This window comes from Amycolatopsis acidicola (genome assembly GCF_007713735.2).
GTDB lineage: Bacteria > Actinomycetota > Actinomycetes > Mycobacteriales > Pseudonocardiaceae > Amycolatopsis_E > Amycolatopsis_E acidicola.
The window spans coordinates 1-12091 of sequence record NZ_VMNW02000154.1; the positions used below are offsets into that span (position 1 = coordinate 1).

The window sequence follows — 12091 nt, forward strand, 5'->3', positions numbered from 1 at the left end:
CCATCGGGAGAGGTCACCGCCCCACCCCACCCTCGCCGCCGCCGGGAAGCCTCCCGCGCGCCACCGGGAACGGTCACCAGCCCACTTTCCCCTTGCCGCCGACCAGGGATTTCGCGATCACCGTGCGCATGATGTCGCTCGTGCCCTCGCCGATCGTCATCAGGATCGAATCCCGGTACAGCCGCTCGATCTCGAACTCGGCCGAATAGCCGTACCCGCCGTGCACCCGCATCGAGTCCTGCGCGGCCTGCAGCGCGACCTCGGAGGCGAACAGTTTCGCCATCCCGGTCTGCAGGTCCGAGCGCTCCCCCTCGTCGAGCCGGGTCGCGGCCCAGTAGGTCAGCAGCCGCGCGGCCTGCAGCTGGGTGGCGGTCTCGGCGAGCCGGATCTGGATGGCCTGGAAGTCCGCGATCGGCTTGCCGAACGCCTGCCGTTCCTTCGAATACGCGAGCGCTTCGTCGTAGGCGCGCTGCGCGATGCCGAGGCTGCGGCCGGCGATGTTGAGCCTGCCCACCTCCAGCGCGGAGAGCACCTGCTGCATCCCGCGGCCCTCGGTCCCGCCGAGCAGGTTCGCGGCGGGCACGCGGACGTCCTCGAAGACGACCTCACACGACTCGGTCCCCTTGTAGCCGAGCTTCGGGATGTCTTTGGTGACCCGGAAACCGGGCGTTCCGGCGTCCACCAGGAGCACGCTCATGCCCTTGTGCGCCGGCGTGGCCGCGCGGTCGGTCTTGACCAGCACCGGCAGCGGGTCGGCGTAGCGCGCGTTGGTGATCCACATCTTCGCGCCGTTGACGACGTACTCGTCGCCGTCGCGGATGGCGGTGGTGCGGATGCCCTGCAGATCGGTGCCCGCGTCCGGTTCGGTCAGCGCGATCCCGGTGCGCCGCTGCCCGGTGGCCAGCTCCGGCAGGTACCGTTGTTTCTGTTCCGCCGTCCCGTGTTTGGCCAGCATCCAGCAGGAAAGCGAGTGGCTGCCGAGAATCCCGGCGACCCCCATCCAGCCGCGCGCGATCTCCTCGAACATCAGCGTGAACGAGGTGAAGTCCGCGTCCGCGCCGCCGTATTCCTCCGGGATCATCAGCCCGAACAGGCCGAGCGTCTTCATCTGCTCGACGATTTCGGTGGGATACCGCCCCTCGTGCTCCCATTCCCGCGCGACGGGCACGATTTCCTTGTCGACGAAGGCCCGCAGCGCCTCGCGGAACTGCTCCTGGTCGCCGGTGAGCTTGAAGTCCATCAGTCGTTCTCCTGGGTGCCGAACGCGCCGTCGCGGGTCAGTTCGCCGAACTCCCCGGCGCCGGTGCCGAGAAGATCCGCGAGGATGCTTTCCGTGTGCTCGCCCAAAAACGGGGCGCGCGTATGCTCTGTGCGCGGCTCACCCGCGCGTACCGGCGAGGCAACCTGGTGCACAGTGCCGAAACGCGGGTGTTCGGTGCGCACGATCATCCCGCGCTCGAGCGTGTGTTCCTCGGTGAGCGCCTGCGGGACGGTGTTGATCGGCGCGCACGGCACGCCGCCGTCCTCCAGCAGCGGGATCCACTCCGCCGTGGGCCTGCGCGCCAGCTCCGTTTCGATGAGCTTCACGCATTCCGCCGAGTTCTCGTACCGCGCGGCGGGCGTCGCGAAACGGCCCTCGCCCGCCCATGCCGGGGATCCCATCGCGACCACGAAACGCTCCCAGAACTTCTGCTTGGCGCAGCCGATCACGATCCACGAGTCGGCGGTCGGAAAAGCCTGGAACGGCACGAGGCTCGGGTGCGCGGAATGGTGCGTACGCCGCGGTTCGAACCCGCGGTTGAGGTGCCAGGTCGCCAGGTACGTCAGCATCCCGATCGCGGTGTCGTACAGGCTGACGTCGCAGTCCATGCCGACTCCGTCGCGCCGCGCGGCGTGGATCGCCGACACCATCGAAAGCGCCGCGACGATCCCACCGGAATAGTCCACCATGGACAGTCCGGACTTCGTGGGCGGGCCGTCCGGCTCACCCGTCACCGACATCCAGCCCGCGAGGCCCTGCAGCATGTAGTCGTAGCCGGGCTGCTTGCTGCGAGGGCCGGTCATGCCGTAGCCGGACAGCGAGCAGCACACGATCCGCGGGTTGAGGTGCTTGAGGTCGTCGTAGCGGATGCGCATCTTCTCCGGCACGTCGCCGCGCAGGTTCGAGTACACCGCGTCGCTCACCGCCACCAGCCGCTCGAAAACCTCGCGCCCGCGAGGGTTTCCCAGATCCAGCACCATCGAACGCTTGTTGCGGTTGAACGCCTCGAAGAAGAGTGAGTCGCCGTCCTCGGCGTAGGGCGGGGTGTGCCTGCCGACGTCCCCGCCGAAACGCGGGTCCTCGATCTTGATCACCTCGGCGCCCAGGTCGGCGAGGTGCACCGAGCCGAACGGGCCGGCGCCGTACTGCTCCAGCGAGAGGATCTTCAGGTCCCGCAAGGGAAGTGGCCGGTTCATGCGGACTCCGCCCCCAGCGTCAGCGGGCCGTTCTTGGCCTCCGGGAAGGAATGGATCTCACCCGCCGCGGACTTCTTGTAGACCAGCACGGTGCGGTCGAAGGACAGGCATTCGTCGCCCTCGGCGTTCAGCCCCCGGGTGTGCACGTTGACCAGCCCCGCGTACGGCTTGGACGCCGACTCGCGTTTGCCGGTGCAGATCGACTCGCCGTAGAGGGTGTCCCCGACGAACACCGGGTGCGTGAGCTTGACGTCGGTCAGCTCCAGGTTCGCCACGGCGCGCTGGCTCACGTCCGAGACGCTCTGCCCGATCAGCATCGCGATGGTCAGCCCGGAGTTCACGATGACCTTCCCGAACGGGGTCTTCGAGGCGTAGTTCGCGTCGAAATGCGCGGGATGCGTGTTCATCGTGAGCAGGGTGAACCACGTGTTGTCGGCCTCGCTGATGGTGCGTCCCAGCGGATGCCGGTAGACGTCGCCGACGGTGAACTCCTCGTAGAACCGGCCCTGCCCGGCCTCGTGCACAGCCACCCGGCCGCCACCTCCTCGTGTCGTCGTTCCGGACCCGAGTATGCGCCCCCGGGCACCTCCTCCGCAATACGTCTGACATTTTGCCAGCCTGGCCGATACCCCCTCGGCGGGCCCGCGCTCTACGCTGAACCGATGAGCGAGAAGAGCGCCGGGACCGGGCTGCGCGTCCAGCGCGTGCAGGCCGCCTACCGCCAGGTGGCCAACCAGCTCCGGGAGCAGATCCTCAGCGGCGCGCTGCCCACCGGCACCCGCCTACCCAGCGAGGCCGAGTTGTGCACGCTGTTCGGCGTCAGCCGCAGCACGGTGCGCGAGGCGCTGCGCCTGCTCGCGAGCCAGCAGCTGATCGACACCACGCGCGGGGTTTCCGGCGGCAGCTTCGTCGCGGCACCGGACGCCGACACGGTGGCCGACAACCTCGGCGGCACGCTCGGATTGCTGGTCAACGCCAACAACCTGAGCGTGGACAACCTCGTGGAAGCGCGGCTGATGATCGAGCCGGCCGCGGCGCGGCTGGCGTCCGAGCGCGCGGAGGCGGCCGATCTCGCCGCCCTGCGCGACACCATGGACCAGACGTCGAAGCTCGATCCGGCCACGGGGTTCGTGCTGCACTGGGATTTCCACACCACGCTCGTGTCGATCACCGGGAATCCCTTGCTGCGCTTGATGTGCGGGCCGGTGAACCTCGTACTGCGGTCCCGGCTGCACCGCGAGCGGGTCGCGGCGAGCAGGTGGGCGGAGATCGACCACGACCACGAGGACATCTACGCGGCGGTGGCCGACCGCGACGGCGAAGCGGCGGAACGGCTCACCCGCGAGCACCTGGTCGCGCTGCGCCCGCTGTACGAGCGGATGAAGGCCGGCACGGAAAACGTCTGAACTTTTCCTTGCCAGCCCGCCGCCCGGCTTGCAGACTGGGGTGGCGGGGCGCCGTGCGCTCCCGTGGGTCATCAACGCCGAGCCCCTGAGGAGGAGCCCATGCCGTCTCCCGCCATCGCGGACCACATCGGTGAGTTCGCCGCCGGAACCGGTCCCGCGGACATCCCCGCCGAAGTGGTGGAACGGGCGCGGCACCTCGCCCTCGACTCGGTCGGCGTCGCGCTCGCCGCCGGTCGCGAGGAGTTCACCGCCAGGGCGCGGCGGGCGCTGGCCCGGCTCGGTACGGGCGACCAGCCGGTGATCGGCCTGCCGGACCGCCTCGCCCCGCGCGAAGCCGCGATGCTCAACGCGGTTCTGGTGCACGGCCTGGACTTCGACGACACGCACACCGGCGCGGTCACGCACGTTTCCACCACCGCGCTGCCCACGGCCCTGGCCGCGGCGATCCAGCACCGGCGCTCGGAGGCCGATCTCCTCACCGCGTACATCCTCGGTGTGGAGATCAGCGCCCGCGTCGGCAAGGTCGCGCGCGGCGGTTTCCACGACGCCGGCTTCCACCCGACCGGGGTGGCCGGCGCGTTCGGATCGGCCGTGGCCGCGGCCAAGCTCGCCGGCCTGTCGGCGCCGGAAATCACGGCGGCGCAACAGGTCGTGGGCTCGATGGCGTCTGGGATCTTGGAGTTCCTCGAAGAAGGCGCATGGACGAAACGGCTGCACCCCGGCTGGGCGGCGAACGCGGCGCTGACGGCCACGGCGTTCGCGGCCGAGGACTGGCCCGGCCCGCCCGCGGTCTACGAAGGCCGCTACGGCCTCTACGCCACCCACCTGCAGCACCGTGACTGGAATGCCGAAGAGCTGCTGAGCGACCTCGGCACGCGCTGGGAGTTGCTGGAGACAGCGGTGAAGCCGTACCCCTCCTGCCATTTCACGCACGCCTTCGCAGACGCCGTGCTCGCGCTGCGCGCGGAGGCCGGGTTCGGGCCCGCCGACGTCGAGCGGATCCGCTGCCTCATCCACCCGACCCCGGGCGCCGTCGTGTGCGAGCCGATCGACCGCAAACGCCGCCCGCAGGACGATTACGACGCCAAGTTCAGCCTGCCGTACATCGCGGCGGCCTGCGTCACCCGCGGCAGGCTCACGCTCGACGAGTTCACCGACGATGCGTTGAAGGACGCGGAAACCCTGCGCCTCGCCCAGCTGGTGGACATCGACGACGACCCGGAAAGCCGCTTCCCGCAAGCATATTCGGCCGCGGTCGAGATCAGCCTGCGCGACGGCCGGAAGCTCTTCCACCGCGAGTCCGTCAACCGCGGCCATTCCGAGCGGCCACTGTCGCATGAGGACATTCGCGAGAAGTTCGCGCTGAACGCCGGCGCACGCGGCGAAAGCGTGCGGCCGCTGGTGCTCGCGCTCGGCGAAAACGGGGACGCGCGCGCGTTCGCCGAATCGCTCGCTGCCTGAATTCCTTTTCTCCCCGCGGAAAACCGGAGGCGGTACCCCCATGCCCGAAACAGCCCGCGCGAGTTCCCTCGGCGGAAAACCCCTGTCCCCCGCGCGCATCGCCACCTCGTCGATGATCGGCACGATGGTGGAGATCTTCGACTTCATCGTCTACGCCTTCATGGCGGCGCTCGTGTTCGCCCCGTTGTTCTTCCCGGCGGTGTCGCCGTGGATCGGCACGCTGGCGGCGCTCGGCACGCACGCCGTCGCGTTCGGCATGCGGCCGCTGGGCGCGCTGCTGTTCGGCTGGATCGGCGACACCCGCGGCCGCCGCGTGGCCCTGCTGGGCTCGATGGTCCTGATGGGCGTCGCCACGGTGGCGATCGGCGCGCTGCCGACGTTCGCCACCGCCGGGCTGTGGGCGCCGGTGCTGCTCGTGGTTTTCCGGATGCTGCAAGGCCTCGCGGTCGGTGGCGAATGGGGTGGCGCGGTGCTGGTCGCCGTCGAGCACGCGCCGAAACGGCGGCGTTCGCTGTACGGCTCGTTCGTGCAATTGGGCACGGTGCTCGGGATCGGCGTGGCCAGCGCGGTGATCCTGCTGGTGAACACCGCGGTCAGCGCGCACACCTTCCAGGCGTGGGCCTGGCGCGTGCCGTTCCTGGCCAGCGCGTTGCTCGTGGTGCTCGGCGTCGTGCTGCGCAAGCGCCTGGAGGAAACCCCGGAGTTCGTCGCGGAACTGGCGGCGCACGAGGCGGAAACCGGTGCGCGGCCAAAGGTCCGCACGGTCTTCCGCGACGACTGGCGCGCGCTGATCGCCGGTTCGCTGATGTGGTCGGCGCCGTGCTCGTTCCTGTACGTGCTGATGACGGGGCTCGTGGCGTACACCAAGGCCTACGTGCCCGGGCTGAGCAGCACCGACGTGCAACTCGGGTTGCTGGTCACGTCGGTGGTGCTCGCCGGGCTGACGGTGTTCTTCGCCGTGCGGGCGGATTCCTGGGGCCGGGAGCGGCTGGTGCTGTGGTCGGGCGCGCTGCTGATCGTGTGGGCGTTCCCGGCTTTCCGGCTGATCGACACCGGCGGTTTCGGGCCGATGCTGATCGCGATGCTCGTCGGGAGCGTGTGCTACGCGGCGTTCAACGGGGCGGTGCCGTCGCTGATGGCGGACCTGTTCCCGGTCGCGTCGCGCTACACCGGGTGCGGGCTCTGCATCGCCTTCGGCACCGCCGTCGCGGGCGGCATCGTCCCCATCGGCGGCCTCGCACTGGCCGGCGAATTCGGCGGTTCGTCCGTGCCGCTGTCGCTCACGCTGGTGCTGTGCGGCGTGCTGACCGTGGCGGGCGTCGGCATGTCCCGCCGTCGCCCGGCCATGGCGGGACATCCCACTGCCCGCCACAGCCGGACCGTCTAGCCGCTGGGAAGGGCGGGATCGCCTACCTGCTGGAGACCCACTCTCACCCCGTAAACACCCCGATCCCGTTCGCCACGGCGCGTTCCGCGCCATCCGACGGCAGGTTCCGCACGGTCGGCGCCTGACCGGGGTCGGCGACGGCCATCGTGGTCGAGCCTCCGCCGTCGAGGTTCACCGCGACCGCCGCGCCGTGGGAGCGCAGGATGTCCGCCATCTCGGCCACCGTCGCCCCGACGCTCGCGCCCCGGCCGTCCACAGCCAGCAGGTACGCGGTCCGCCCGTCCGCGCTCGCCCCGGCCGCCGTGCGCGGCGCGAGCGTCGTCGCGTCAAGGCCCGCGAGCGGCTGACCTCCTTGCAGAATCGGGAATCCCCCGACAGCGAACTCGAACGACGGCGCCCGCTCGGCCACCAGTTTCGTGCCCACCGCCACCCGGTCGCCCACCTTCAGCTGCCTCAGCTCGGCCGCGCCCTGCTCGCGCCCCAGCAACACCGTGGTCCCTGGTGCGATCTCCCCCGCGCCCGGCGCCGCCGACTCCGCGGTCACCACCCCGTCGCGCACGACGACCTCTTCGATGTCCGTGGTACAGCCCGCCGAACGGTCCGTGTCCGTGCCGCAGGCCGCGCGGGCGCGGGAAACCTCGCCCCAGTCATGGGTGTAGGCGCCGATCCCGCCCACCGGCAGCGCGTACTGGTTCAGCCCCTCGATGCCGAACCGGCCCCGCGCCGACGACACCGCGCCTTTCAAGTCCACTGTGGACACCCGGGCGCGGCGGTCGGCGCCCGCCCCGAACACGATCTTCGTGGTGGCCCCGGCCGGCATCGCGGGCCCGAATCGCTGCCCGTCCGGCACCGCGAACTTCACGTCGCGCCCGTCCGCGATCTCGGGCCCCACCGAAGACCCGGTCGGCGGCACGCCCACGTGAGTCTCGCTGATGTTGAAGAAGTCCCCGTTCACCCCGGCCACGGCGTGCTGCGCGGCGGCCATCTCGGCCACGCCCTCGCGCTCCGCCACGTCTTCCGGGTGCAGCAGGCCGAGCCGGACCCGCGGGTTCGCCAGATCGACCTGGACGAGGTAGGCGACCACCGAACCGTGCGCGGTGGTCAAAGTGAGCTTCTGGTACGAAAAACCCGTGCCCGCAGCCGAAGCGGCAGGCGCGAGGAGAACGGTCAGCAGGAACGCCGCGGCCAGCGCGGACAGACGGCGGAACGGCATCGGAGGCCCCCAAGGCTCGGCTCGGGCCACCCGATCATGCCGCGGTGAACAGAACCCCGACTCGGGGTGAACTCACACCCCGGTGATCTGCGCGATGATCCCGTCGAGGTCGAGCAGGTCGCTCTCCGAGCCGAACGGCACCGACCGCGCGCTCGCCCGGACGAAGTTCTCCACCTCTTCGCGCCCGAGCTCGACGATCGCGTACCCGTCCGGCGACTCCAGCTCGATGATCAGCATCTCGTCGGTGAACGCCAGATCCGGGCGGACCCGCACGTCCCCGAGCCCGGCGGGTTCGCGCAGTCCCTCGGCCAGCAGGTCGCGGGCGAAGGACCAGTCGATCCACCGGCCGCCCTGGGTGCGGAAGGCCAGCGTGACCACGTAGGGATCGCTGGGCGTGTAGCACCAGCGCGCGAACACCGGCGTCCGGCATCCGTTCAGGGTCACGAACTGGTGTTGTTCCACGACGTCGGTCTGCACGGCCGTCCTCCCCTGCTTCGCGAGGCTGTACGTGGGGTAGACGCCAGACGGACGCGGGTGTTACGCGATTCGGGGGTGAATTTTCGGGCGCCGATCGCCGTGTGCACGATAGGGCGCGTGCCCCGTGACGACATCGCCGACGCCGAGACCGGCCCGATCCGCCGCATCCCGGCCGAAAGCCCGCCGCCACGCCGACGGGCGCCGCAGCGCGGGCCCGGCCAGCGGAAACCCGCCGCGCGGAAGCCGGAGCCGCGGAAACCGGCCGCGGCGAAGGAGCCACCGGCGGGGCACGGGCATGGACATGGCCACGGCCCCGCCGCCCCGGCGTCGCGCAGGGTGCGCCTGCTGCTGGCCTGGCTACTCGGCCCGCTCGCCCTGGTCACGGTGGTCGCCGCGTTCGTGCTCTACCCGTGGGGTCAGGCAAAACCGGCGTCCGCCTACAACCAGGGCACCCCGGTGCACGGCACGATCAGCACCGCCTCCAGCGGCCCGTGCCTCGCGCCCGGCCAGGTGCAGGTGGGCGGCCAGGGGCCCGACGACTCGAAACCCTGCCTGACCACCGACGTCAAGCTCACCGACAGTGCCGCGGAGGGCTCGACCATCCGGCTCGTGGTGCCGATCGAGCCGAGCACCCCGCGGTTCAGCAGCGGCGACAAGGTGGTGCTCGCCTACAACGGCGGCGACGTCAAGGATTCCGCGTCGTACCAGATCGTCGACTTCCAGCGCGGGCTGCCGCTGGCGCTGCTCGCCGCGCTGTTCGCCATCGCCGTGGTGGTGCTGGGCCGGTGGCAGGGCCTGGCCGCGCTCGGCGCGCTGGTGCTCAGCTTCGTCGTGCTCGTGCTGTTCGTGCTGCCCGCGATCCTCGCCGGGGAGAACCCGCTGCTGGTCGCGATCGTCGGCGCGGGCCTGATCATGTTCATCGCGCTGTACATGACGCACGGGTTGTCGGCGCGAACGTCGGTGGCGGTGCTGGGCACCATCGTGAGCCTCGCGCTGATCGGGGTGCTGTCGGTGATCTTCGCCGCCGCGGCGTCGCTCACCGGGCTCGACGACAGCACGTCGACCCTCATCGGTTCGCTCGGGCACGGCATCGACGGGCGCGGGCTGCTGCTGGCGGGGATCGTGATCGGCGCGCTCGGTGTGCTCGACGACATCACGGTCACGCAGACCAGTTCGGTGTGGGAGCTGCGTCGCGCCAACCCCGACCTCAACTGGCGCGAGCTGTATCGCTCGGGGCAGCGGATCGGGCGTGATCACGTGGGCTCGGCGGTGAACACCCTCGTGATGGCCTACGCCGGCGCGGCGCTGCCGGTGATGCTGTACTCGTCGATCTCCGGCGTCGGGCTGAGCGCGATCCTCGGTTCGCAGGACGTGGCCGAGGAGATCGTGCGGACGCTTGCCGGAAGCGTCGGGATCGTGGCGGCCGTCCCGGTCACCACGGCGCTCGCGGCATTGATCGCGAGCCGTGAAGACGTCCTTGCGAGCCCCAAGAGTCACAGGAGTAAGCAGCAGTAACAGTCACGGGACCCGGTGCTGGCCTTGGGGGTGGGTGTGGGGTACGAAGGCCCCGCAAGCGAACGGAGGGGCCCGCATGGATTTCGCGCTGCCGCGGCACCTGTCCCGCGCCGCCCGCACCACGGTGAAGGCCGTCCGGAGCCTGCCGAGGCTGACCACGGTGCTCACGGAACTACGCGACGCCGTCCAGCAGATCGAACGGCTCGCGACCTTCGCCGCACAGGAACTGCCCGAAGTGGTCTACCAGCTGGAGTCGATCCGCGGCCAGCTGACCGCCCTCGAACGCCGCCTGACGCCCGGCTCGCCCCATGAAGAAGTGATGGCGAACGGAGATTCGGCCGAGCCACACGACAAGCCGATTACGAACGGCCACCCGGCTGAGGCGCGCCGCTGAGTCGAGGCGCGCCACTCAGTCGAGCCCTGCGATGAAGCGACCGCGAATCGCCACCCGACCGAGGCGCCCCACTCAATCCAGCCGCGCGACGAAACGACCGCGAAATCGCCACCCCGCTGAGCCGCCCCACTCAATCCAGCCGCGCGACGAAACGACTCACCGCATCCATCGTGAACCGCTGCGCGAAACGGCCCGACGAAGCCACCGACGCCAACCGACACAACGGCCGACCCGCCGCGCCGTCGCCGCGCGCTTGGAATCCGACACAGTAGTTGTGCCACACCCCCGCGAACAGCACCCCGCAACCGCCCCACTCAATCCAACCGCGCCACAAAACGACTCACCGCATCCATCGTGAACCGCTGCGCGAAACGACCCGACGGAGCCGCCGACGCCAACCGATACAACGGCCGATCCGCCGCGCCATCGCCACGGGCTTGGAATCCGACACAGTAGTTGTGCCACACCCCCGCGAACAGCACCCCGCGCCACTCAATCCAACCGCGCCACAAAACGACTCACCGCATCCATCGTGAACCGCTGCGCGAAACGGCCCGACGGAGCCGCCGACGCCAACCGATACAAGGGGCGATCGGCCGCGCCATCGCCGCGGGCCTCGGACTTCAGTTGTGCCACCAGGAGTTCCGAGAACACCATCCCGTTGGCCTCGATGTTGTTCATCAGCGCGTTCGCGAGCCGGCGCAACGCCAGTACGCCCTGCTCCCGGCCACCGGTCCCGGCGTAGACGGCGAGGTCGATCTTCGCGGTCTTGCCGCGCTGGCGGGCGTTCAGCAGCAGGCTCACCGTGCGCATCCCGCGAACGTCGGTGACGAGCAGGTCGATCCGGCTCGCCTGCACGATGTCCACCCGCCGCGTGCGCCAGGTGCGCACGAGCACCGAGTTGCCTTCCAGCCACAGCCTCCGCCGGGCCGTCCACAGCACCACGTACACCAGCGGCACCGCGACCACGGCCGCGACGACGAGCCCCACGACCTGACCGCCCAGCAGCCCGCCGATGCCGCCGAACGCGGCCGCGAACAGGACCGCCCCGCACAGCCCCGAGATCATCCGCCGGCGCCGCAGCCGCGGGTCGTCCTGGTGCAGCGGAAGCCGGTCCACGCCGTTCGCCTTCGCGGGCCCCTTCTTCGCGCCGTTCTCCGGTTCGGTCACCGGGCCACCGCCAGGAACGGGTTCGCCGCGCGCTCGCGCTCGATGGTGGTCGCGGCGCCGTGCCCCGGCAGCACCACCGTGTCGTCCGGCAGCGGCAAAACCTTGTCCCGCAACGCTTCCCCGATCTGTTCCTGGTCACCGCGGCCGATCGAACCGGCGAACAGGGTGTCCCCCGTCAGCACCAGCCTGCCACCTTCGGGCGTGCCAAGGCGCAGCAGCACCGAGCCGGAAGTGTGCCCCGGCACGGGATCCACCGTCATCGCCAGCCCCGCGAAGGTCCGCTCCCCCGCCGTCAGCGGCTCGGCGGGGAAGCCGAGCAGCCCGGCGTCGCCGGGGTGGATCCACATCGGAATGTCGTGCTCCCGCACCAGGTCCGCCGCCGAAGCGACGTGGTCGGGGTGGCCGTGCGTGGCCACGATCACCTCCGGGGTCAGCTCGTGCTCCGCCAGCGCGCGGCGCACCGGGGCGGCCGCGTCCTCTCCGGGATCCACGACAACGCACCCGCGCCCCGCGGCGGTCGCGAGGAGATAACAATTCGCTTTGAACGCACCGGTGGCGAATCCGACGACGAGCACGAAACCCCACCTCCCAGTAGTGCGCCCGACCCACCC

Annotated in this window: 12 protein-coding genes; 5 read left to right on the plus strand and 7 right to left on the minus strand. The window is 70.5% G+C overall.

Going from position 1 to position 12091, the window contains the following annotated elements; translation table 11 throughout:
• Positions 1–73: 73 nt before the first annotated feature.
• The 3 genes from FPZ12_RS44050 to FPZ12_RS44060 are packed head-to-tail and all read right to left on the minus strand — an operon-like array spanning position 74 to position 2987.
• Positions 74–1240: an acyl-CoA dehydrogenase family protein gene (locus FPZ12_RS44050; RefSeq protein WP_144760302.1), complete on the minus strand. Its 1167-nt coding sequence runs from the start codon at positions 1238–1240 to the stop codon at positions 74–76.
• Entirely contained in the window at positions 1240–2457 is a 1218-nt protein-coding gene (locus FPZ12_RS44055; RefSeq protein WP_144760299.1) for a CaiB/BaiF CoA transferase family protein, read from the minus strand. The genes FPZ12_RS44050 and FPZ12_RS44055 overlap by 1 nt, the downstream gene beginning before the upstream one ends.
• Positions 2454–2987 carry a MaoC family dehydratase gene (locus tag FPZ12_RS44060; protein WP_144760296.1) on the minus strand — a complete coding sequence of 178 codons (534 nt, stop codon included), beginning with the start codon at positions 2985–2987 and terminating at the stop codon, positions 2454–2456. Before FPZ12_RS44060 ends, FPZ12_RS44055 begins: the two co-directional genes overlap by 4 nt.
• A gap of 132 nt (positions 2988–3119) precedes the next feature.
• On the opposite strand from FPZ12_RS44060, the gene FPZ12_RS44065 reads away from it, so the two are divergent.
• The 3 genes from FPZ12_RS44065 (at position 3120) to FPZ12_RS44075 (ending at position 6711) form a co-directional block, all read left to right on the plus strand.
• A complete protein-coding gene (locus tag FPZ12_RS44065) occupies positions 3120–3863 on the plus strand; it encodes a FadR/GntR family transcriptional regulator (RefSeq protein ID WP_144760293.1) in 744 nt (247 codons plus the stop codon).
• Between the two features lie 99 nt (positions 3864–3962).
• Complete coding sequence (locus tag FPZ12_RS44070; protein WP_144760290.1) at positions 3963–5324, plus strand: MmgE/PrpD family protein; 1362 nt, start codon at positions 3963–3965, stop codon at positions 5322–5324.
• A 40-nt stretch (positions 5325–5364) separates the two neighbouring features.
• Positions 5365–6711 carry an MFS transporter gene (locus FPZ12_RS44075; RefSeq protein WP_150980792.1) on the plus strand — a complete coding sequence of 449 codons (1347 nt, stop codon included), beginning with the start codon at positions 5365–5367 and terminating at the stop codon, positions 6709–6711.
• Between the two features lie 43 nt (positions 6712–6754).
• Here the strand turns inward: FPZ12_RS44075 and FPZ12_RS44080 are convergent, their stop codons facing one another.
• Both FPZ12_RS44080 and FPZ12_RS44085 read right to left on the minus strand, forming a co-directional pair.
• Positions 6755–7924, minus strand: a complete 1170-nt coding sequence (locus FPZ12_RS44080) for a phosphodiester glycosidase family protein (protein WP_144760284.1) — start codon at positions 7922–7924, stop codon at positions 6755–6757.
• Positions 7925–7996: 72 nt separating this feature from the next.
• On the minus strand, positions 7997–8401 hold the full coding sequence (locus tag FPZ12_RS44085; protein WP_144760281.1) for an SsgA family sporulation/cell division regulator: 405 nt from the start codon (positions 8399–8401) through the stop codon (positions 7997–7999).
• 117 nt (positions 8402–8518) lie between these two features.
• On the opposite strand from FPZ12_RS44085, the gene FPZ12_RS44090 reads away from it, so the two are divergent.
• Positions 8519–9916 carry a YibE/F family protein gene (locus tag FPZ12_RS44090; RefSeq protein WP_144760278.1) on the plus strand — a complete coding sequence of 466 codons (1398 nt, stop codon included), beginning with the start codon at positions 8519–8521 and terminating at the stop codon, positions 9914–9916.
• Between the two features lie 76 nt (positions 9917–9992).
• Positions 9993–10310 carry a hypothetical protein gene (locus FPZ12_RS44095; protein WP_208026231.1) on the plus strand — a complete coding sequence of 106 codons (318 nt, stop codon included), beginning with the start codon at positions 9993–9995 and terminating at the stop codon, positions 10308–10310.
• A 492-nt stretch (positions 10311–10802) separates the two neighbouring features.
• Here the strand turns inward: FPZ12_RS44095 and FPZ12_RS44100 are convergent, their stop codons facing one another.
• Together FPZ12_RS44100 and FPZ12_RS44105 are read right to left on the minus strand one after the other, a co-directional pair.
• Complete coding sequence (locus tag FPZ12_RS44100) at positions 10803–11378, minus strand: hypothetical protein (RefSeq protein ID WP_243770345.1); 576 nt, start codon at positions 11376–11378, stop codon at positions 10803–10805.
• A gap of 98 nt (positions 11379–11476) precedes the next feature.
• On the minus strand, positions 11477–12055 hold the full coding sequence (locus tag FPZ12_RS44105; protein WP_150980794.1) for an MBL fold metallo-hydrolase: 579 nt from the start codon (positions 12053–12055) through the stop codon (positions 11477–11479).
• Positions 12056–12091 lie beyond the last annotated feature (36 nt).

What these genes read in the sequence shown, in the direction of transcription:
- FPZ12_RS44075 (WP_150980792.1), top strand. Translation starts at nt 5,365, where the DNA reads ATGCCCGAAACAGCCCGCGCGAGTTCCCTCGGCGGAAAACCCCTGTCC.
- FPZ12_RS44055 (WP_144760299.1), bottom strand. Translation starts at nt 2,457, where the DNA reads ATGAACCGGCCACTTCCCTTGCGGGACCTGAAGATCCTCTCGCTGGAG.
- FPZ12_RS44095 (WP_208026231.1), top strand. Translation starts at nt 9,993, where the DNA reads ATGGATTTCGCGCTGCCGCGGCACCTGTCCCGCGCCGCCCGCACCACG.
- FPZ12_RS44065 (WP_144760293.1), top strand. Translation starts at nt 3,120, where the DNA reads ATGAGCGAGAAGAGCGCCGGGACCGGGCTGCGCGTCCAGCGCGTGCAG.
- FPZ12_RS44100 (WP_243770345.1), bottom strand. Translation starts at nt 11,378, where the DNA reads ATGATCTCGGGGCTGTGCGGGGCGGTCCTGTTCGCGGCCGCGTTCGGC.
- FPZ12_RS44080 (WP_144760284.1), bottom strand. Translation starts at nt 7,924, where the DNA reads ATGCCGTTCCGCCGTCTGTCCGCGCTGGCCGCGGCGTTCCTGCTGACC.
- FPZ12_RS44050 (WP_144760302.1), bottom strand. Translation starts at nt 1,240, where the DNA reads ATGGACTTCAAGCTCACCGGCGACCAGGAGCAGTTCCGCGAGGCGCTG.
- FPZ12_RS44070 (WP_144760290.1), top strand. Translation starts at nt 3,963, where the DNA reads ATGCCGTCTCCCGCCATCGCGGACCACATCGGTGAGTTCGCCGCCGGA.